Origin of the sequence: Veillonella infantium (genome assembly GCF_002959895.1) — a bacterium.
Lineage (GTDB): Bacteria > Bacillota > Negativicutes > Veillonellales > Veillonellaceae > Veillonella > Veillonella infantium.
The window spans coordinates 60,293-82,872 of the sequence record NZ_PPDD01000009.1 but is presented as its reverse complement, the minus strand read 5'-3'; the positions used below and the strand labels follow the sequence as shown (position 1 = coordinate 82,872).

Below are 22,580 nucleotides of genomic sequence, written 5' to 3'. Positions count from 1 at the left end.
ATCATATCCAATATATTAATAATCTTTAAGTAATGAAATAGCGATTTCTGCATTCCGTTGAGAGTTAACACGTAATGCTTCAATACGATCATAAGATGCTTGGTACTCTTCTCTTGAATTTAAGAGCTTATGACATCTCTGATATAAAGCCTCTTCTCTAAGATGGGTCATTGTACCGATTGGTTCTTGACCAATCATATGTAAAAAACTAGTGATTTTAGGATCGTAGGAAATGCCAATTACAGGTTTCTTCATTAAAGAACTAAATACTAATGCATGAAGACGTATGCCAATCATAAGGTCTACATTACCAGACAAGGATACTTGTTCCTCTGTAGAGAATGGTCCTTCAAGAACAATAGCTCCTTTTGGCATATAACTAGCAATAATTTTAGCTTCTTTTGTATCCTCTGGATGAGACATAGGTATAAATACAATCTCTACATTATCCTGTTCTTGCAGTCGACTTAACACATTGGCTAGTGATTCACGGTATTCTGTATCATCTTTCCAACTACGAACAGCTACTCCGATTCGTTTTGGAGCTTCTGTGGATATAGGTAGCTTTGATGTATAGCCGTCTAGAATGCGTTTTCCAATATACAAATCAGCTGGTTGCATAGCTAATACAGCATCAGCCGTAACCTCAACATCTTCAATTCCTAAGGAATCTAATTCAGATTTAGAAATAGAATCACGAACCGTTATAGTATCCACAAAACGTAAAACAAAGCTAACAGCTTTCCTTGTGGAAGGGCGATTTAAAGGTCCAATACCTTGTGAGTATAGCATCACCTTTTTACCCATCATTTTTGCTAAAGCCATAATACTTAAGTAGTAATATGTATTACGAATACTAGTAGCATCTTGTAACAGGCTGCCTCCACCACTGATAACTAAATCAGAATTTGAAATTGCCTTTAGAATACCGAATGCAGAAAAGGTTCCCACCGCATGAATATTGTGCTTTTTGCTCGTCTCTGTAGGATTACCAGAAATAACAGTAATATGCGCATCTGCTTCCTCTTTGCGAATGGCATCGATAATAGCACAAAGCATTGCTTCATCACCAGCATTACCAAAACCATAGTAGCCAGAGATAACAATATTACTCATGGTCAACCTCCCGAGCTTGGAACCATTGTGTTACGTACATCATGAAACGTACAGCAATGATAAGAAGCAAACCTAAGAGAGCACCAATTAATAAACCATCATATCCACGCATAATAGACATGAATACAGGAGTTCTAATATGACAGAATGTTTCAACCATAGACGCTATGCCAATAACACCCGCTATAGTTAATAAGAAATGAATCACTGTAGGCCATTTGCGTAAAAATGCAAAAGTAGCCAACATTAATGCAGGGTGACCAATAATAAACTCTTTTTCTCTAGGTCTTGCATACAGTGTATTTTCAAGGAAACGACGAAGCATGAGCTCAAAGCCTGGTACAGGAACACCTGCTGTATGACCACTGCGGCCAACAAACACCCATGCCACGCCACCAAGAGCAGCCATTACAAAGAATACGTAGAATTTAACATCCATTGTTAAGAATTCAACTACAAATTTCTTTGCTTCTTCTTTAGAGTTAATCATACGACCTTTCCACAATGGGAAACGTTGTAAATAAGCGATAATCACCAATAGAACTGGAAGTACAAATGTTAATTTAACACCTCTAAAGATAGCAAATTCCATGAAGAATTTTGTATTACCTAGTAAAGATGCAATATACATTCCTCCAATAGCTGCAAAGAGTGCAGCAATAACGAGATAGAATACTGCTAACACTGTTGATTTAATAGCACCTAATGGACGAGACCCATCATAACGACGCCATTCTTCCATCAAACGGATCATAGCACCTACAGGAGCCATAATAGCACTAGATAATGCCCAAATTTGAGTAATCAGTGTGCCACTTGTAATGATGAATAATACAATAGATAGTAATGAAATACCGAAAAATGCTACCAATTGTTTATGTTTACACATTGGAATTAACATTTGACCAACGTAAATGAAAAGTGCAATAGCACCTATCATAGTAATAACTACTAACAATGGATTAGGTGTATATGCTGGATAAATATCAGCAGGACCAAATTCATAACCTTTTGTAGATAATTTTTCAGTAGTCATACCAATATAGTTAATGGTAGTTTGTAATACTGTTTCATTATTTACACCAGTTTCATACATAGGGAATAAATTGAAACGAATATTTCGTTCAATATCACTAATATAGAAACGTTGTGCGGCTTCTTCAGGAGTAATTTTCTTTAATTCGTCCTTAGCAATTGTATATACACGACCAACGCTATAATTCTCTTTAGCAGCCATTTCTAAGAAACCTTGTTGTGGCTCATATTGAAGTTGGTTAACAGCTTCGATACCAACTAAAGGAATATGATTTTTATGTAATAATTCTAAGGTTTCATCAGTTAAGTTAGGCGCACCAAGAGCTTCTTTGCCAGCAAAAATCATACCAGTAACATGTGGAATTCCTTCAAGACGTTTAAATAGATATTGAAGATCTTCAGACGTTACATTTCTGTAATTTGTAGGTCGAACAATAACATTAAATCCACGATTAGCAACTTCTTGTGCTTGTAACTTGGAAATACCAAGGTTCATTTGTAAATAACTATCTGCAGTGGCACCATATAATTCAAGGACTGGACCAATACTAGTATTAAGTTCTTTTACCTTATCTTTACCTATACGATGATATAAATCCTCGCGAATTTCTTTATAATAGCCTTCTTTACCAGATACTAAGCCTACATAAAGTGCACCGTGTTTAACGGACGCACCATTGACCCGGACAGAGTCCATTTCTTCGGAGGTTAACACCTTAACTTGACCAGCATCTTTTGCTTTTTCTAAAGTACGATCATAAATAGCAAATGCTGTTACACCAGCATTGCGAAGTGCATCAAAAGCTTCTTGTTGGCTTCGCTTTTCAAAGGCATTTGCTCGTAGAACAGCATCATAATCTACGATATTTTCAATATGATTTTGAGATTTTTCAATCTGATGGCGTTCAAATACTAAGTATAAAGAGGATACAAGACCAACAATGATACATAATATAAGAATCCAAGAGTACTTACTTTTTTGGGTGTTCCGATGATTCACGACAAATCCTTTCTAGTTGAGCACTGGTTTAACTTTAATGTGAATTTCACCATTATCAACTGTCAAGCTTTCTGCTTTTACAGGAATTGGGAAGTTGTTGAAGTTATAGATTTCAGTAGCTTCTAATACATTAGATGTTAAACCTGGGATAGTAGCACCATTAATAGTGAATTTCTTAGGTGAAAATAGTAAAGTATTATTCTTTAATTCTAAATTACCATCTAATTTAACAGAGCCCTTAAATACTATACCTACATTCATATTGCCAGTTAAGCTTATGTTATCTTTGGTAATGTTTACTTGTACATCTTGAATTTCGCTACCCGCTTGAGTGCTTAAGAATTTAGCCAAGTCTTCATTAGAAACAGTACCATCAATACTGGAGCTACCTACACTGACAACATCAATTTCTTGGCTAGCTAATAAAGAAATTGGATTAACAAGAATTTGTGTGGCATCATATTTAAAGTTTGCAAAATTCAATTTACCAAGTTTCACATCATCTAAAGAACCATACACATGATCAGCTTCACCATATAATAGTTTAAATCCAGGTTGGGCCTCAACATTTACAGTTTGAGCAGATGGTTTTAACGAATCATTTAGCTGTTTTTCAATACGAGAATTAATATAAGAAGGTAATAAAAATTGAGTTGCTGCTGCCAAGGCAATAATCAGCACTAATAGGAATAGCAAAAACTTTTTCATAAATATCTCCTAAATTGTTAAATTTGCTTCTTTTTTCAAGAAACCTTCCATAAATTGATCTAAATTACCATCCATAACGGATTGTACATTCCCTGTTTCAACCCCTGTACGATGATCCTTAACGAGATTATATGGGTGGAATACGTAGGAGCGAATTTGACTGCCCCATTCAATGGCTTGGTATGTACCACCTATTTTCTCTTTAAGTTCTGCTTGTTTTTCTAATTCTAATTCAAATAATTTTGCTCGTAATAAGCGTAATGCTTGTTCCCTATTTTGCATTTGAGAACGTTGAGTTTGACATTGTACTACGATACCTGTTGGTCTATGCGTCATACGTACAGCCGAATCTGTTTTATTAATATGCTGACCACCAGCACCACTAGCTCGATATGTATCTACTTGTACATCCTTCATATCTATATTAATTTCTACTGTATCATCAATTTCTGGCATTACATCAACAGCAGCAAAGGATGTATGGCGACGTGCAGCAGCATCAAATGGAGAAATACGAACTAAACGATGAACACCTTTTTCAGATTTTAAATAGCCAAAGGCATTATCACCTTTAATTAAAAATGTAGCAGATTTAGTACCGGCCTCATCACCTGGTTGTTCATCCATCAGTTCAATTGAGAATCCTGCTTTTTCAGCCCAACGTAAATACATTCGAATCAACATGGAGCACCAATCTTGAGCTTCTGTACCACCTGCACCAGCATGGAATGTTAAAATCGCATTATTAGCATCATATTCACCACTAAGCAATAAAAGAACTTCTTGTTTTTCTACAGTTTCTTCTATTTGTTGAACATAATCCTTTATTTCTCCTTCTAGAGAACGATCATCTTCTTCTATTGCCATCTCAAGCATTACATTAGCATCTTCAATATCACTAACAAGTTGTTTATAGCTTTCCACAGCATTCTTTAATTGTGTGGCTTCTTGAGAAATCTCACGAGCTTTATCAGAGTCATCCCAAAATGTAGGATCGCTCATTTGCACATCTAATGTAAAGATTCTATCTTCTTTCTGAGCAATGTTAAAGTGAATCCCTCATTCCATAAATACGTTCTTCTAGATTAGAAATAATCGGTTTTAAATCTTCTAACAATTTATGTTCACCACCTTTAACTTATTAGCTTATTACATCGATAAACTATCACCTTAATAAAATAGAAAAATGGCCGTTGCCCAGAAGGAAATCCCCTTGAGCAACGTGCCATTCACAAATCTTAATCTATGTTTTGTGGCTCCAACACATCTTCATGATGGGGTTGTGCACCTTCTAAGTGGTCAACTGGTTCTTCAATTTCTTGAATCAATTGTGCACGAATTTTGTATAACGCCATGATTGTTTCATCTTGAATTGCAGCAATCATGTTTTGGAACATATCAAAGGCTTCAAATTTATATTCCACCAATGGATTTTTTTGGCCATATGCACGAAGACCAATACCTTCACGCAACATATCCATATTATCCAAATGTTCCATCCATTTGTTATCAACAACGCGCAACATAATAGCCTTTTCAAGTTGTCCAAACATAGCATCACCAAGCATATCAACGCGATCTTGATACTCAGCATGAGCAATTTCAAGTAAACGTTCTAACAATTCTTGACGGCTATACTCTTCCATATCTTGAGAGGACATAATCTCTTCTGTTAAGAAATATTGACTTAAATGCTTATAAAGACCTTCATAATCCCATTCTTCTGGATACAATTTTTCATCTGCATAAGCATCTACAGATTCAGTAACAAGTTTATCAATCATTTCATTGATTGTGTCACGTAAGGATTCGTTACGTAAAATACGACGACGTTGTTCGTATAATACTTCACGTTGTTGATTCATAACATCATCATACTCAAGAACATATTTACGAATATTATAGTTATGATCTTCTACTTTCTTTTGAGCACGTTCAATAGATTTAGTAATCAAAGAATGCTCAATAGGCTCATCCTCTTCCATGCCTAGTTTATCCATGATACCTGTAATATTATCAGCACCAAAGATACGCATTAAATCATCTTCTAAGGATAAGAAGAATTGAGAGGAACCTGGGTCACCTTGACGACCAGCACGACCACGCAACTGATTATCGATACGGCGACTTTCATGACGTTCAGTACCTAAGATAGCCAAACCGCCTAATTCAGGGACACCTTCACCAAGTGTGATATCAGTACCACGACCAGCCATGTTTGTAGCAATTGTTACCATACCCATTTGACCTGCATTTGCAACAATTTCCGCCTCTTTTTCATGGTGTTTAGCATTCAATACATTATGAGGAACCCCTGCACGTAATAACATATCTGAAAGTTCTTCAGATTGTGTAATAGATGTAGTACCAATCAAAATTGGTTGACCAGTTTGATGGCGTTCTACAGCATTACGTACTACGGCACGATATTTAGCTGCCTTTGATTTAAAGATTTGATCAGGCAAATCTACACGAGCCAATGGTTTATTTGGAGGAATAGGTAATACTTCCAAACCGTAAATATCGATAAACTCTTTTTCCTCTGTTTTGGCTGTACCAGTCATACCAGCAAGCTTTTTATACATACGGAAATAGTTTTGGAATGTAACAGAAGCTAATGTTTGGCTTTCACGTTCTACCTTCAAGCCTTCTTTAGCTTCGATTGCTTGGTGTAAACCATCGGAATAACGACGGCCAAACATCAAACGACCTGTGAATTCATCGACGATAACAACTTCACCATCTTTAACTACATAATCAGTATCGCGATGCATCATAGCATATGCACGAAGAGATGCACCAAGTAGATGATTTAACTCAATGTTTTCTGCATCATACAAGTTTTCAACACCAAGCATTTTTTCGACTTTAGCAATACCAGAATCTGTAGGTGCAATAGTTTTTTGTTTTTCATCAATTGTATAATCTTCATCTTTCACAAGATGAGGAACAATTTTAGCTAACTTATAGTAATTATCTGTGGAACGTTGACCAGGACCAGAAATAATTAGTGGAGTTCTCGCTTCATCGATAAGGATGGAGTCAACTTCATCGACAATTGCATAATTCAATGGACGTTGTACCATTTGTGATACATCAGATACCATGTTATCGCGCAAATAGTCAAAACCGAACTCATTATTTGTACCATATGTAATGTCGCATGCATATGCTTCTTTACGTTGGTTAAAATCGAGATTCGCTACAATAAGACCTGTAGAAAGACCTAAGAAGTTATATAAACGCCCCATTTGTTCGCTATCGCGAGTCGCTAAATAATCATTTACTGTAACAACATGCACCCCATTGCCTGTCAAAGCATTTAGATATACCGGTAATGTAGCAACTAATGTTTTACCTTCACCAGTACGCATTTCTGCGATATTACCTCTATGAAGGCAAATACCACCAATCAACTGTACATCAAAATGACGCATACCTAACACGCGTTTAGATGCTTCACGAACTACGGCAAATGCTTCTGGTAAAATGTCGTCTAACGTTTCCCCTTTTTGCAAACGACGTTTAAACTCATCGGTTTTTGCTACTAAGTTAGCATCACTTAATTTAACATAATTCGGTTCAATTTCATTAATATGATCAGCAATAGCACGCATTTTCTTGATTTCTTTTGCGTTATTATTGCCTAATAGCCTTTGTAAAAAGCTTAACAAACAAATCACTCCTCTATAGGACAGCTTACATTATTTTATCTAATTTATTATAACGAAAATGCCTTGAATAGTCAAAGAATTCAAGGCATTTCACGATTATTTATAGGTTTTTATAAAAAAGGTGGATGACTCAAAATGGTCATCCACCTTAGTATAATAATCGGCTGATTAAAAAAGTAGAAAGGAGTTAGGATTATTGTCAGCCGACATTATAGGTTATTGTAATTCTGGCTCGATCAAGCCATAGAATCCATCATGTCTACGATATACTACATTCATTGCTTCTGTTTCAGCATTGAAGAACATAAAGAAGTCATGACCAATAAGATTCATTTGTAAAATAGCTTCTTCTACATCCATAGGACGCACTGCAAAGCGTTTGCGTTTTACAACTTCGATAGCTTCTTCTTCTACAGGAGCCGCTAAAGCTTCTGGATGGAAAGCCTCTTGTTTTTTAAAGCGTTTAGCTAAACGAGTTTTATGTTTGTGAATTTGACGTACGATTTTGTCTATTACCAAATCAATAGCAGCATACATATCATCGTTTGTTTCTACACCACGAAGAACAATTTTATTAACGAAGCATGTAAGTTCAACAGTAGATTTATCTTTTACAACGGATAAAACCGCTTGTGCATCTAACTCATCATCGAAGTAACGAGTTAATTTGCTCAATCTCTTTTCGATGTATGCTCTTAAAGCATCTGTCACTTCAATGTTTTTACCTCTGATTGCTACTTTCATAAGTCAACACCCTTTCTAAAAATCATCCACGAGATACGAGTGTGTAGTATTTTTTACTTATCTCTCGTGTTATATTTAGTATTTCTACATTCACATATAAAACTCCTCTTTTTTTCAAAAAATTTTTATATTTTTTGTAGAATTATAAATATTACTTTCAGTAATAGCAAAAAAACTCTGATATCATGCGATATCAGAGTTTTATTATATGTTGCTTTTATGTATTTTTTGGTATGTTATTACGCTTTTACAACGTTAGCAGCTTGAGGGCCACGGTTACCATCAACGATATCAAACTCTACATTTTGACCTTCTGTCAAAGATTTGAAACCTTCGTCTTGGATCGCAGAGTAATGTACGAATACATCGCTACCGTCTTCGCGTTCAATAAAACCATAACCTTTTTCTGCGCTAAACCATTTTACTTTACCTAACATGGTAACATCCTCCTAAAAATATATATATATTGTCTTACTGTCTTGCACTACACTTGTATCATAACACAGCATGTATAAAATATCAAACAATAATATTAACACTTTTAATGAATATACAAAGATATCTTATTTGTATCCCACCCTACAAAAATCACATAAAACCATTGATTTATCAACGTTATAAATATTTACGAACAGCATATTAATTTATTGCATAATTTTATAATCATAAAATTATATGAATTAAAAATTATTGTCATAAGATATGTATGTATAAAATATTTATATATCACAAATATTTATAGCAATAATCGTATTTCATAGATTAATTAATACCTAGAATGGCTTATTTATAGAGGCTAATTGAATGAATTGACATCAAGTTATCAAATATATTAATAGATATAAATAGATTCATATATCATAAAATCTAATATGTACAAATTCAGTTAACTTTAAAAATAGTCAAAAAAGGAAGCAAACTCTGTAAACAGAATTTACTTCCTTTTATGTTAGAAATTATTATTATAAAATTTTCGATAAGAACAATTTTGTTCTATCATTTGTTGGTGCATCAAATACTTTTTCAGGAGTATCATCTTCAAGAATTAATCCACCATCTACAAATAATACTCGGTCTGCAACCTCTTTTGCAAAGCCCATTTCGTGAGTAACAATAACCATCGTCATGCCTTCTTCGGCTAGAGACTTCATTACATCCAGAACTTCGCGAACCATTTCTGGATCCAATGCAGAGGTAGGCTCATCAAAGAGCATAACCTTTGGTTTCATTGCTAAAGCACGAGCTATAGCAACACGTTGCTTTTGACCACCAGATAAAGAGTCAGGATAAGCATTTGCTTTATCTTTCAAACCTACTCGATCTAATAAAATTTGACCAATTTTTTTAGCCTCATCACTAGATGTTTTGCGGACCTTAGTTTGTGCTAAGGTCAGATTTTCCATTACAGTCATGTGTGGGAAAAGATTAAAGTTTTGGAATACCATTCCTACTTCCGTACGGACTTCATTAAGTTTAGATTTATCTGAAAGATCCATACCATCTACAATGACCTTACCAGATGTAGGCTCTTCTAAGTAATTCATAGTACGCAATACTGTACTTTTACCAGAACCTGATGGACCAATAATAACTACAACTTGACCTTTTTCGATATGTAAATCTATGCCCTTTAATACTTCATTTTTACCAAAGGATTTATGTACATTTTCTAACTTAATCATTTAATGCTATATTTCCTTTCAAGGTAACCAACCAATTGTGAAATTGTTACTGTCATAATAAGGTAGATAACAGCAACTGTCCCCCAAATTTCAAATGATGCATATGTTTTGGCAATGATTAGTTGACCACGGCGTGTCAATTCTTCGAAACCAATTACAGAAACCAATGAGGAGTCTTTCAACATAGCAATAAACTCATTACCCAATGGTGGAATAATTGCTTTGAAAGCTTGCGGCATGATGATATAACGCATAGTTTGGCCCCAAGTCAAACCAAGAGATCGACCCGCTTCCATTTGACCTTTATCAATAGACTGAATGCCAGCACGGAAGATTTCAGATACATAAGCACCAGAGTTAATACTACATGCAGTAACAGCAGCAATAAATGGATCAATACGTTGTCCAGTAATCATTGGCAATGCGAAGTAAATCAAGAAGATTTGTACCAATAGTGGTGTACCACGAATGATATCTACATAGCATTTTGCTAATAATCTAACTACAGTAAATTTAGATAAATTTGCTATGGCTACTAATAGACCGATAAAGAAACCACAGCCTACAGACATGGCTGTAATTTCAACGGTTACAAGTGCACCTTGTAATAAAAGCGGTAAATTATCCGCAATTAACCCCCAATTAAAACTCATGATCTCTCCTATTATTTAAATTCTAACACTACTGGCATATCAGCTGGTGCATCTACATTAAACCATTTTTTATATAATGTATTAAATTCACCATCGGCCTTCATATCGGCGATTGCTTTATTAATTTGTTCTTGCAAGTCTTTGTTGTCTTTATTGATTGCTAAGCCCAAATATTCTTTCGTATTTGGATATGCCATAAATTTAATATGTTGGTCTGGATGTTTAGTACTATAAAATTGAGCTACCGGCAAGTCAATTACAGTTGCATCAGCACCGCCATTTTGTAATTCTAACAAAGCTTCATTACTATGGTCAAACTCTTTTACAGTAGTACCTTCAATTTTATGAGCTAAATCAGCACCAGTTGTACCTAATTGAGCAGCAATCTTTTTACCTTTAAGATCATCAAGGGATGTAATATTGGCACCATCTTTATATACTACAGCAAGTGCATTTTCATAATATGGAGAAGAGAATAACACCTTTTCACTTCTAGCTTTTGTAATAGTCATACCAGATGCTGCTACATCAATATCATGTGTATTTAACGCTGGAATTAGAGCATCAAAGGCAACATTCTTAAGCTCTACATCTTTATTGATACGCTTACCGATGGCACGAATAAGATCAATATCAAAGCCTGTATAGTCTTGAGTTTTTTCATCTTTAAATTCAAATGGAACAAATGTGGCATTAGTACCAACGATTAATTTATTAGAAGTTGTTTGTGTAGAAGTTCCACAACCGCCAATTACAGTACCAGCCAATACTAACATACAACCACCAATGATTAATTTTTTTAACTTCCTATTTAACATCAAATCATCCTCGTTCACTAAACTAACTATTTTTATTACACTAGTATATCACTTAGTATAATTATGTCAACAATTTTGTATAGAAAATTCTCAGATATCAATAAATCACTATATTTGCATTTTATTTTTATGCACTCATTGTATAATTATGATATCAATGTATAATAACTTTCCCATAGGTAGTGGTTTTCTATAGATTTTTTAATATACAGATGTATAAAAAGAAAAAAGCACATGAGAAAAGCCTCATGTGCCCGTATACGGCTGACCTGGTCTTTGCCCCCACACTCGCCTGCTGGAAGGTTCGCTCATAAGTCCGAGACTCCCCACTACTACTCCTCTCGGTTTTACCGGCAGGACTTACACCTAAGCCGCACCATGCTCACAACCCCTTGGGTTGCTTATGTGGATCGTTTTGCCTGCGACTGGCATCGACTTTCAACCACAGACCCGTATAGACGTATTATAAAGAATAACATAATTCATGTCTAGATTTACGAAGACATATAATTTAATAAAATATACAAAACTTTTATCTTTATCGAACATATTAACGTTTATTTCTCATTGAAATGAGAACAAATTTTGCAACCCCTTTTTTCCGATGTATAGAAAATTGTAATAGAAAACCTAAAATATTCTTCATATTATTTTAATATTTATAAAATTAATATTTCAAGGTACTATATTTAGTGCATTCCTAAAATGTCAATTATTTTTAGTATGCTAAATATGAATACAACATGTATAACAGAACATACGTATCATACACAAAACATTATTTATGGTGTATAATTTGTATACTATTAAATAAGAACGGCCTAAAGTTGTACGATATGAACATAAGTACGAGGGGTTGTACCATATGTTCTACATGTTAGTTAAAGGGGTTTATTATGTTTATGTTATCATTAATGCAACCATCAGGGTTGTACGAACTGGAGAAGGACAGTTTAGAAGCCATTAGTGCTCAGCTCTTGCAAATGATACAAATGAAGAGCTATCATCTATACACTCATTCTATCCAAGTTTCAAACTATGCAGTTAGTATTGCTGCTAAGATGGGTTTACCATTAAATGAAATTGAGCAAATTCGCCACGCAGCTTTACTTCATGACGTAGGGCTTTTAATGGTACCTAATGCATTAATTCAAAAATCTCCATATCTTAACAAGCAAGAAATGTCCAAGTATAAACAACATGCTGCGAGTGGTGCCAATATGATTGAAAACTACCCATGTTGTCAACAAATCTTGCCTTATATTCGTTATCACCACGAAAAATGGGATGGCTCTGGTTATCCTAAACATTTACGTGGTGCTAATATCCCATTAGGAGCTAGAATTATCGCTGTAGCAGATTATTACGATACAACAGTGAATCCTTCTACTGAATTTTGGGCAAAAACTAAAGCTAAAGCTAAAGAAGAACTCTTTAGTGCATCTGGCTCCCTTTTCGATCCAGATGTAGTAAAAGCATTTATCGATGTTCTTGGTTAGTCTCATGATTAAGCGTTCACCATAAGGTGAACGCTTTTTTATATACTTAAAAACTACCGCTAGCTAATGTTAAAGCATCAATTTTACTAGGTTTATATGCTCTAATGACCTTTGCGACGGCTTCAATCGTAGCCCCTGTAGTATATATATCATCTACGATAAGTATTGTCTTATCCTTTAATTCAATATCTTTATAGTTAGCGCCAATGACAAAGGCCTCCTCAATATTTTGATGTCGTTCCTTATTCGTTAACGCCCACATATCATTAGAAGTATCAAATTTGTATATACAGTCTAACCAAGCAAAATATTTATTATCTATATTTTGTAGAGATTTAGCCCACTTGATAAAAAATAAATCAACTTGGTTATATCCTCTCTTAGCTTTTTTCCTTTCGCTAGACGGAACAGGAATAATATAATCATAAATAACAGGGCACTTACGATTAACAATATGAAACTCATCATATTTCATGTAAAGGTTGTACGATGCTAAAAAAGGAGCAGCCCCTTTGGACTGCTCCTTTTTTTCGTTAAATTTTACATCGTAAATTATAGACTTTAAACCACCACGGTATTCAGCCAATACACATACATCCTCTACGTAATGTAGAAATTTGTTTGGCACATGACGAATATGCAGTAGATCAGTAAAACAAGATTTACACCAATCCCCTTGTGTTGCTACAGAGGCCCCACAGTGAGGACATACAGGTGGAAATAGGAAATCCCAAAGACTCATTACGAATCACATCTCCCTTGTAGTCGTTCTTTAAACAATGTATATCGTTCATCACCGTTTACAGTACGTACAGCACGTTCTATAGCGCTCGTTGTACCAACGATAATTACCTTCCGTTTAGCTCGTGTAACAGCAGTGTACAACAAATTACGTTGCAACATACCACCATAACGTGGAACAAATGGAATGATAACCACACCATACTCGCTACCTTGGCTCTTATGAACCGTAATAGCATAAGCTGGCATAATCATATGTGCTTCGTCGATAGGTAGACGAACCTCTTTATGGATAAATCGGATGCAAATGTCTGTTCGTGTAATGGCATAAATTACACCAATTTCACCATTGAAGACTTCTAACTCATAATCATTGAGGATTTGGATAACTTTATCCCCTACACGGTATGTAATTCCATTAACGCGTGCTTCCCCTTTTAAACTATCTGGAGGATTAACTGCTTGTTGTACATACTGAGAAATGAGTGTACTTCCAGCTTCACCACGTCTCATAGGAGAAATAATTTGAATATCTAACTCATCCTCAATATGCTCCTGTTCTCGCTTATATACATCTATGATAGCTTTCATCATCATATCGTAAGACTTAACAGGTATAAAGGAAAACTCTTCACTTAGACTATCAAGTTTTGGCATTTCACCACGGTTAATAGCATAAGCGCTTTCTACAATAGTGTTACCAGAACTTTGCCGATAAATCTGATTAAGTCGTGTATAAGGAACACAATCACTATCGAGTAAGTCTTTTAATACAAAGCCTGCTCCAATAGGTGGCAATTGATCAACGTCACCTACGATAATAACATGAGCTTCCTTTGGAATAGCTGCCATTAACGAATAGAATAAACGTACATTGAGCATAGATGCTTCATCAATGATAATAACATCTATATCTAAAGGATCATCTTCATTCTTAGTAAAATCATAAGAATCACTGCCCTGAACAGGCACTAATAAGCGATGTATCGTTGTTGCTTCAAACTCAGTCGCCTCAGTAAGCCGTTTTGCAGCACGCCCCGTAGGTGCACATAGAATAATGCGCCCCAAGCCACCAAGTTGAAAGCCTTTTACTAGGGCCTTTATAATCGTCGTTTTACCCGTACCAGGACCACCGGTTATGAGGGAAAACTTTTCAAAGAAGGATAGCTGTATAGCCTCTTTTTGGGCATCACCAAATATAATGTGATTATCTGCTTCAAATTTCTCTATAAAACTTGGAATATCTAGAGAAATTGGATCTGCCTCTAATAAAAAATCCTTTGTATAATGAACGCTTTCTACTTCAGACACGTACATTTCTGGAGGGTAAATATATAAGATATCTTCATAATAAGTACTATATAAAGCACCTTGCTCCAAAAGACCTTCAATAAAGTTAGCAATATCATCTGCATCAGTTTGTAACAGATCATCTAAACGGCCAATAAGTTGATCTACGGGCAAACAAGTATGACCTTGATTATCTAAACTGCGTAAAATCCATTCTAAACCAGCCTCTAAACGGCGAGAGTCACTGCCAGTAATACCTAAATGTTCCGCCAGTGTATCAGCCGTACCAAAGAGCATATCTGGTGCAACACGTAACAAAGTATAAGGATTATCTTCAATAACAGCCACAGACTGAACACCATAATAAGTGTATACCGTTCGACTCCATTTAGATGAAATATGATGACTTTCAAAAAAGTGATTTAAATCGGACAAAATACCTTCACCAAGTAACGTATTAAATAGTTCATCCTTAACACTTTTTCGAAGACCAGGAACATGCTTAATTTCTTCAGGACGTTCCTGTCGTAAAATTTCTAATATACGAATACCAAAATAATCAAGTACCTTTTCTACGGACTTTTCACCAAAACCTTTAATCCCTAAGTGCAATAAGTAGGTCTTTGCAGCACCCATATTGTCAGGTTTTAACTTCTCTACACTAGTAGCATCAAATTGTCGACCATATTTTTCATGTTCTACATAACGGCCGCGAACTTCGATATCTTCCCCCTCTTTAGGAGACTCAAATTTACCAGTACAAGTAATGTATTCCTCATTATAATCCTTAAGGACAAACACGCAATACGTACGTTGTGTATTCTCATATATAGTTCGGTATACAAATCCTCGTATAGCGTCCATTATTTCTCCGTATTAGGTAGGGCTTCAATAATTTCTTGTACCGCATCGGTAATGCTACCTTCATTGCCAATCTTGATATGAGCCACTTCTTCGTATAAAGGGTATCGTTCTTCATATACATTAAAGATATACTCGATACTTTCTTTTACAAGTGGACGAATTTCAAGATCCAAATCATCTAGTATATGATTTACATCGCGGTTAACAAATACAACAAGACCATTATTGCGCATTAACTTTACTGTTTTGTCATAGGTAACAGTACCACCACCGGTAGCAATAACAGATGGCTTATTATGAATTAGTTCTTTAATTGTACTGTATTCATACTCGCTGAAAGCATCTTTACCATCATAAATATAAATATTTTGTACAGATTTCCCTACTTTATCTTGAATTGTTTGATCTAAGTCGTAAAAGTCTCGGCCCAATTCTTTGGCTAACATTTTACCAACTGTAGTCTTACCAGCTCCTGGCATACCGATGAGAAAAATATGCTTATGCATATGCTCTTTTAAAAACTCATTGCTCATAGAAACAACAGTCTTTATATAATTTTCAACATACGGTGATAACGTTTTATCTTTGCAATTTGCAGTATGCAATGCAACAATACTTTCATCACGCGCTTCATCTACTAAGGGTAAATGATGTTCATCTTTATATTTACCAATTTCTTTGATTAAAGATAGTCTTTTTTCAAATTCAGCGACTAATACAGCATCAATGCTATCTATTTGTTTACGAGCTTCTTTAATATCCATGAGAACCCCCTTATTATGCATTAGCCAAAATAGCTAAAGCCTGTTCTTCATCCACCTTCATTTGATCAATAAGATCTTGTAAGTTATTAAATTTAACTTCTCCTCTAATATAGGAAATAAATTGTACAAGGACTACTTTTCCATATATATATTGGTCAAAGTTAAACAGATGTACTTCGCATCTATGGTACTGATTTTTAAAGGTAGGATTATCCCCAATATTACCTACCCCATCATACCAAATGCCATCAATACACACGCGATTAGCATACACTCCATCTGGAGGTGTAGCCATTTCATTAGGAAGTAATAGATTTAAAGTAGGAAATCCTAATGTACGACCTCGTTGATCACCTTTTATAACAGTCCCTTTAAATTGAAATGGTCGACCAAGCCAATGAGTGGCATCTTCTAAACGCCCTTCTCGAATCGCTTTTCTGATTTCAGTACTTGAAATAGGTGTACTAAGACCATCACATGGCAATAAAGGCTGTACTAGGACTTGTATATGCTTATCAGCCAATGCTTGTTTCATATATGTAGGATTACCTAATCCTTTTGCACCGAATGTAAAATTCTCACCTATTACGATGGCTTGAACATTCATATCCGTACAAAGAGCATCTAAAAATTCATCAGCACTCATTTGAAGTAATTCTTCATTCATAGGTAATCGCAAAATATAATCTACATTCAAATCATCAAGAACGGTATCCATAACCTCTTCTTGAATAACCCTCTTAGGAACACGTTCTGGATGTAGAATTGTCAACGGATGATGTTCAAAGGTAATGATAATGCTAACACCATTAACTAGTGCAGCTTCTTCAACAGCCTTCCGTATAACTCGTTGATGACCTCGATGAATGCCGTCAAAGGTACCTAGGGCATATACTTTTGTATCTTTGATTTGACGTAGTTCATCAAACGAATGTAATTGCTTCATACTTATCCTTCAATAAAAATATTTTTTTCCACCTTTAATGTGTGGTTTGTTCGTTTCATAATACCAATGAATCCATTAGGACCATAGGCTCTATAATAATGATCTGGTTCGGTATAGGAAAATTCACTATCAATAGATAATTGTTTACCTTGAACCATCATCTTTAATTGTACACTATTTACCGTTACTTTTGAAAGATGTGAAACTGCTGTATCCGTTGGTAACAATAGGCTTTCACCATGAATCATCAGTTCCTCAGCCATTTTTGCAGAACCAATATCAAAGGGCCCTACTTGAGTACGCGCCAAAGATGTCATCGTTCCTGGTATACCTAATAAAACACATATATCACGTAATAATGAACGAATATAAGTGCCTCCAGAGCATGTTACACGAACTGTAAAATATGGAAAGCCATACGCTACAAGCTCAATATTTTTTATATGAATTTTCCGTAATGGCAATTCTACAGGAATACCTTTACGGGCATATTCATAAGCACGAATACCATTTACTTTAATAGCGGAATATTTTGATGGTTTCTGATTTTGAACTCCAGAGAACGTATTCAATGTATTGACTAATTCTTCAAAAGTTGGTTTTACTATAGCATCAGCAAGTTCTGAACTTTGAGTCGATTCATTTAATAGAACGCCATCTCGCAATACTATGTCATTATCAGGCAATACGGGTTGACCTGAACTATCTTCAGTATCTGTAAAAGTCCCGAATTTACATTCTGCCACATAGGTTTTATCAAAACCATCAGTGTATTCAATGAGTCGCGTAGCCTTACCAAGAAATACTGGCAATACACCATATGCCATAGGATCTAAAGTACCACTATGTCCTATGCGCTTCTCTTTTAAAATGCGGCGACAAATGGCAACAGCATCATGGCTTGTTATTCCAGGAGGTTTTAAAAATGGTAAAACGCCATCCATTATTTAATCACCTCAATAAGAGCTTGTTTTGCTTCCTGTAATGGTAAATTAATGGTACAACCGGAAGCTCGAATATGTCCGCCACCGCCAAAATTACTAGCTATAGCATTCACGTCGGTTCCTTTAGAACGCAAGCTTACTCGCGTTCTATCATCAGCTTCAGCTTTTAATAAAATAGCTATATCAACAGTATCGACGTTTCTAATAATATCTACAAAACCATCCGTATCATCCCCAAGAATTGTCATGGCTTCACGATTCAACTCGATTGTAGCCACTGTGTTATTCTTGTAAAACTCGATAGTTTGCATAACTTGTTTTGTTAATTCAAGACGACTGGCAGACACAGCTTCAATCGTTTCAGAAATAACATTAGGTCTAGCACCGGCTGCTACACATTTTGCAGCCATTTCTAAAGTATTGGCTGTGGTATTACTGAACTTAAAGAATCCACAGTCTGTAGCAATAGCCATATATAATGCAGTGCCCATAGACTCAGTGATAGGCCAATTCCATTTTGTACATAAATAGGTAATAATTTCACCAGTAGCAGCAAAATTAGGCTTTAAATATAGATGATCCGCAAACTCCGTATTAGAAATATGATGGTCTATATTAAAAATAGGTGCACTCCATAGTGCACCTACTTTGCCAATTCGCTCATACGTGCTAGCATCCAATACCATTAGCATATCAATATCAACAGGATTTGTTTCAAAATACGCTACATCATGGATGTGGTCCGTATATCGTAAGAATGAGTACTTTTCAGGAACTACATCATCCACTACCATATATACAGTTTTACCTTGCCCTACAAGGGCTTCGTAAAAGGCCACCATGGACCCGATAGCATCACCATCAGGTCTAACATGGACGGTTAGCATAATAGAATTAGCTTCACACAGAGCCACATGTAATTGATTAATAGTAATCTTACTCATGTTCTCTATCCTTTGTGTTAAATTTTTTCTTCGTCCTTTTTGATTTCATTCAAAAGGGATTCAATATGCATGCTATAGTCTAAAGACGTATCCTTATCAAATGTGATAGAAGGAATATGGCGCAACTTAAGCACTTTGCCAAGCTCAGTACGAATGTGGCCTGCTGCATGCTTTAAAGCGATAAGAGTATCTTCTTTTTCCTTATCGGAACCAAACAAGGAAACGTAAATTGTAGCCTCTCGTAAATCACCGGTTACATGAACATCGGTAATAGTAGTAAAGCCGATGCGAGGATCTTTCAATCCACGCATCAACATTTGACTTACCTCTTGTTTGATGAATTCTTGTAATTTTCTGACACGAACGTCACTCATATAAACCTCCTATATTTGAGGTGCAACTTCTTCCATCAAGTACGCTTCAATTACGTCGCCTTCCTTGATATCGCGGTAACCTTCTAAGGAGATACCACATTCGAAGGATGTTTTAACTTCTTTTACTTCGTCTTTGAATCGACGTAAAGAGTCAACCTTACCTTCAAATACAACAATACCATCACGGATCAAACGTACTTCAGAATCGTTAGTAATACGACCTTCTGTTACATAAGAACCGGCAACGATAGCTTTAGGTGTAGAAATAACTTGACGTACCTCTGCACGACCAACGACAACCTCTTTGAATTGAGGCGCCAACATACCACGCATCGCAGACTCAACGTCATTAATAGCATCGTAGATTACGCGATATGTACGAAGGTCAACTTTTTCATTCTCAGCAGCGCGACGTACATTAGCATCAGGACGTACATTGAAGCCCATAACGATGGCATTAGATGCAGAAGCCAACATGATATCGGATTCATTGATAGCACCTACTGCAGCATGAACGATAACGATACGTACTTCAGGATTTTTAATACCTTCCAAGGATTGACGTAATGCTTCTACAGAGCCTTGAACGTCTGCTTTAATGATGATATTAAGATCTTTTAACTCACCTTGTTGAATTTGGTTGAAGATATCATCCAATGTAACTTTGTGAGTAGCTTGCAATTCTTGAACGCGTTGTTTAGCAATACGTTTTTCTGCGATTGCACGTGCTTCGTTATCATCCATACCATTGATGATTTCACCAGCTTGTGGAACTTCTGAGAAGCCCAGGATTTCTACTGGCATAGAAGGACGAGCTACTTTTACCTTTTCGCCGCGTTCATTTGTCATGGCACGTACTTTACCATAAGCAGTACCAGCAAGTACAGTGTCACCTACGCGAAGGGACCCTTTTTGTACTAATACGGTACATACAGCACCACGACCTTTATCAAGTTGAGCCTCGATAACTACGCCGTAAGCTTTACGGTTAGGGTTTGCTTTTAATTCCATAACTTCTGCTACGAGCAAGATATTTTCGAGCAAGTCGTCGATACCTTGTTTTTGTTTAGCAGAAACTGGAACCATGATTACATCGCCGCCCCATTCTTCTGGTAAAAGGCCATGTTCAGACAATTGTTGTTTAACATGGTCTGGGTTAGCACCTGGTTTATCCATTTTGTTGATAGCAACAATAATTGGTACATCTGCAGATTTGGCATGGTTTATGGCTTCAATAGTTTGCGGCATTACACCATCATCAGCAGCTACAACGAGAACCGCGATATCTGTAGATTTAGCACCGCGTAGACGCATAGCTGTAAACGCTTCATGGCCAGGAGTATCAAGGAATGTAATTTTATTGTCGTTATAACGAACTTGGTAAGCACCGATATGTTGAGTAATACCACCTGCTTCTCCAGCTGTTACATTAGTTTGACGAATTACGTCCAACAAGGATGTTTTACCATGGTCAACGTGACCCATGATAGTAACAACTGGAGGTCGAGGTTTTAATGTTTCTGGTGCATCTTCAATTTCGATGATATCAGTAGGATCTTCTTCAGGTTCTACTTCTGTTACAGTTACACCAAATTCTTCAGCTACGATTGTAGCAGTATCAACGTCAACCTCTTGGTTAATGCTAGCCATAACACCTAAAAGCATCAACTTTTTGATGATTTCAGATACTTCGCGGCCCATTTTTTCAGCTAATTCTTTAACTGTTAAAGGACCGGACAATTCGATTTCCGTAGCAATCGCTGCTTCAGCCTTACGTTCAGCCTCAGCTTTTTGTTGTAAGTACTGTTCATTACGATGTTTTACGCGATTCTTTTTCTTTTGCATAGATGTAGATAACAAGGATTGAGGACGGTTGTTACCGCCTTTTTTATTTTTCTTGTTACGTCGATCATTGTTATTAGAATTGCGGTTATCATTGTTTCGATTATCGTTATTGCGATTATCATTATTACGCGCATCATTAGGACGACCATTGTTATTGCGGTTGTCATTATTGCGATTATTATTGTTAGGGCGGTTGTTAGCGCGGTCACCAGATTGTTGGTTACCTTCGGATTTACGTGTAGGTTCAGAGATTTGTACATGACGTACATTGCCCTTTTTATGGTCATTTTGTTTAGATTGATCGTCTTGTTTTTGACCACCTTGTTTGTAATTATCCTTTTTGTGTTCCTTAGAACGATTTGGATTTTGTTGTTTATGTGGTGCAGCTTCTTGTTTATGTGCTGCTGTCGGAGCAGATTTTTGTTCTACCTTTTGTGTAGATTTAGGTGCTTCAGATTTCTTACCTAATTGTTTTTTTACAATATCATAACCTGAATCATCTACAGAATTCACTGCTTTCGTAACATTAATATTATGTTGTTGCAAGATAGAAATGACCTGCTTACTTTCTACGCCGAACTCTTTGGCGATTTCATGGACGCGCTTTTTGGACATCTACATACCCCCTTATTATCGATCAATCTCTTTTACTATTGCCTTTGCAAACCCATCATCTAGTACGGCGACTACTACCCTAACTTCTTTACCAATAGCTGTTCCTAACACCTCTTTATTGGCAATACTATGAAGTGGAATCTGATGTGTTTCTGCTAATTGAGTATATTTCTTTTCATTGTTGGCTGCACAGTCACTAGCGAGAAGTACCAATTTTGGTTCCTTTCTCTTTATAGCCTTTTCTACGATAAAATCACCGGAAATAACCTTACCTGCTCGTTGTGCTAAACCTAAGAGATTCAAAATTTTATCTTCATTCATGTA

At 36.0% G+C, this 22,580-nt stretch carries 20 protein-coding genes; 1 reads left to right on the top strand and 19 read right to left on the bottom strand.

The window, feature by feature from the left end:
• Nucleotides 1-15 precede the first annotated feature (15 nt).
• The 10 genes from csaB to VCHSUH03_RS05345 form a co-directional block, all read right to left on the bottom strand.
• Nucleotides 16-1,116 carry a polysaccharide pyruvyl transferase CsaB gene (csaB, locus tag VCHSUH03_RS05390; protein WP_105094303.1) on the bottom strand — a complete coding sequence of 367 codons (1,101 nt, stop codon included), beginning with the start codon at nt 1,114-1,116 and terminating at the stop codon, nt 16-18.
• Complete coding sequence (locus tag VCHSUH03_RS05385; protein WP_105085524.1) at nt 1,109-3,151, bottom strand: DUF5693 family protein; 2,043 nt, start codon at nt 3,149-3,151, stop codon at nt 1,109-1,111. The genes csaB and VCHSUH03_RS05385 overlap by 8 nt, the downstream gene beginning before the upstream one ends.
• A 12-nt stretch (nt 3,152-3,163) precedes the next feature.
• Nucleotides 3,164-3,859 (bottom strand): LmeA family phospholipid-binding protein, encoded by a 696-nt coding sequence (locus VCHSUH03_RS05380; protein WP_105094302.1) that lies wholly within the window; start codon nt 3,857-3,859, stop codon nt 3,164-3,166.
• Between the two features lie 9 nt (nt 3,860-3,868).
• A protein-coding gene (gene prfB, locus VCHSUH03_RS05375) for a peptide chain release factor 2 (RefSeq protein WP_241567141.1) occupies nt 3,869-4,976 on the bottom strand; the annotation gives its coding sequence in 2 pieces (ribosomal slippage) (nt 3,869-4,918 and nt 4,920-4,976; 1,107 coding nt in all).
• 121 nt (nt 4,977-5,097) lie between these two features.
• Nucleotides 5,098-7,533, bottom strand: coding sequence for a preprotein translocase subunit SecA (gene secA / locus VCHSUH03_RS05370; protein ID WP_105094301.1), 2,436 nt, complete (start codon nt 7,531-7,533; stop codon nt 5,098-5,100).
• A 216-nt stretch (nt 7,534-7,749) separates the two neighbouring features.
• Nucleotides 7,750-8,277: a ribosome hibernation-promoting factor, HPF/YfiA family gene (gene hpf / locus VCHSUH03_RS05365; RefSeq protein ID WP_024066679.1), complete on the bottom strand. Its 528-nt coding sequence runs from the start codon at nt 8,275-8,277 to the stop codon at nt 7,750-7,752.
• A gap of 239 nt (nt 8,278-8,516) precedes the next feature.
• The gene (locus VCHSUH03_RS05360; RefSeq protein ID WP_005386847.1) at nt 8,517-8,714 is read right to left on the bottom strand and encodes a cold shock domain-containing protein; all 198 of its coding nucleotides are present in this window, start codon (nt 8,712-8,714) and stop codon (nt 8,517-8,519) included.
• A 525-nt stretch (nt 8,715-9,239) separates the two neighbouring features.
• Nucleotides 9,240-9,959, bottom strand: a complete 720-nt coding sequence (locus tag VCHSUH03_RS05355; RefSeq protein WP_024066677.1) for an amino acid ABC transporter ATP-binding protein — start codon at nt 9,957-9,959, stop codon at nt 9,240-9,242.
• Nucleotides 9,956-10,612: an amino acid ABC transporter permease gene (locus VCHSUH03_RS05350; RefSeq protein WP_024066676.1), complete on the bottom strand. Its 657-nt coding sequence runs from the start codon at nt 10,610-10,612 to the stop codon at nt 9,956-9,958. Before VCHSUH03_RS05350 ends, VCHSUH03_RS05355 begins: the two co-directional genes overlap by 4 nt.
• A gap of 11 nt (nt 10,613-10,623) precedes the next feature.
• Nucleotides 10,624-11,430, bottom strand: a complete 807-nt coding sequence (locus VCHSUH03_RS05345) for a basic amino acid ABC transporter substrate-binding protein (RefSeq protein WP_105094300.1) — start codon at nt 11,428-11,430, stop codon at nt 10,624-10,626.
• A gap of 896 nt (nt 11,431-12,326) precedes the next feature.
• On the opposite strand from VCHSUH03_RS05345, the gene VCHSUH03_RS05340 reads away from it, so the two are divergent.
• Nucleotides 12,327-12,929, top strand: a complete 603-nt coding sequence (locus tag VCHSUH03_RS05340) for an HD-GYP domain-containing protein (protein WP_004693025.1) — start codon at nt 12,327-12,329, stop codon at nt 12,927-12,929.
• A 46-nt stretch (nt 12,930-12,975) separates the two neighbouring features.
• Here VCHSUH03_RS05340 and VCHSUH03_RS05335 read toward each other — a convergent pair whose 3' ends face one another.
• The 9 genes from VCHSUH03_RS05335 to VCHSUH03_RS05295 are packed head-to-tail and all read right to left on the bottom strand — an operon-like array spanning nt 12,976 to nt 22,577.
• Nucleotides 12,976-13,671 (bottom strand): ComF family protein, encoded by a 696-nt coding sequence (locus VCHSUH03_RS05335; protein WP_105094299.1) that lies wholly within the window; start codon nt 13,669-13,671, stop codon nt 12,976-12,978.
• A complete protein-coding gene (gene recD2, locus VCHSUH03_RS05330; protein ID WP_105094298.1) occupies nt 13,671-15,824 on the bottom strand; it encodes an SF1B family DNA helicase RecD2 in 2,154 nt (717 codons plus the stop codon). The genes VCHSUH03_RS05335 and recD2 overlap by 1 nt, the downstream gene beginning before the upstream one ends.
• Nucleotides 15,824-16,588, bottom strand: coding sequence for a shikimate kinase (locus VCHSUH03_RS05325; RefSeq protein WP_105085516.1), 765 nt, complete (start codon nt 16,586-16,588; stop codon nt 15,824-15,826). Before VCHSUH03_RS05325 ends, recD2 begins: the two co-directional genes overlap by 1 nt.
• A gap of 13 nt (nt 16,589-16,601) precedes the next feature.
• The gene (gene ribF, locus VCHSUH03_RS05320; RefSeq protein ID WP_105094297.1) at nt 16,602-17,534 is read right to left on the bottom strand and encodes a riboflavin biosynthesis protein RibF; all 933 of its coding nucleotides are present in this window, start codon (nt 17,532-17,534) and stop codon (nt 16,602-16,604) included.
• A 2-nt stretch (nt 17,535-17,536) separates the two neighbouring features.
• Complete coding sequence (locus VCHSUH03_RS05315; RefSeq protein WP_105094296.1) at nt 17,537-18,478, bottom strand: tRNA pseudouridine synthase B; 942 nt, start codon at nt 18,476-18,478, stop codon at nt 17,537-17,539.
• Nucleotides 18,478-19,422: a DHH family phosphoesterase gene (locus tag VCHSUH03_RS05310; RefSeq protein WP_005386856.1), complete on the bottom strand. Its 945-nt coding sequence runs from the start codon at nt 19,420-19,422 to the stop codon at nt 18,478-18,480. Before VCHSUH03_RS05310 ends, VCHSUH03_RS05315 begins: the two co-directional genes overlap by 1 nt.
• Before the next feature lie 17 nt (nt 19,423-19,439).
• Nucleotides 19,440-19,796, bottom strand: a complete 357-nt coding sequence (rbfA, locus tag VCHSUH03_RS05305; RefSeq protein WP_105094295.1) for a 30S ribosome-binding factor RbfA — start codon at nt 19,794-19,796, stop codon at nt 19,440-19,442.
• A 9-nt stretch (nt 19,797-19,805) separates the two neighbouring features.
• Entirely contained in the window at nt 19,806-22,256 is a 2,451-nt protein-coding gene (gene infB / locus VCHSUH03_RS05300; protein WP_105094294.1) for a translation initiation factor IF-2, read from the bottom strand.
• A 15-nt stretch (nt 22,257-22,271) separates the two neighbouring features.
• Nucleotides 22,272-22,577 (bottom strand): L7Ae/L30e/S12e/Gadd45 family ribosomal protein, encoded by a 306-nt coding sequence (locus tag VCHSUH03_RS05295; protein WP_105094293.1) that lies wholly within the window; start codon nt 22,575-22,577, stop codon nt 22,272-22,274.
• Nucleotides 22,578-22,580 lie beyond the last annotated feature (3 nt).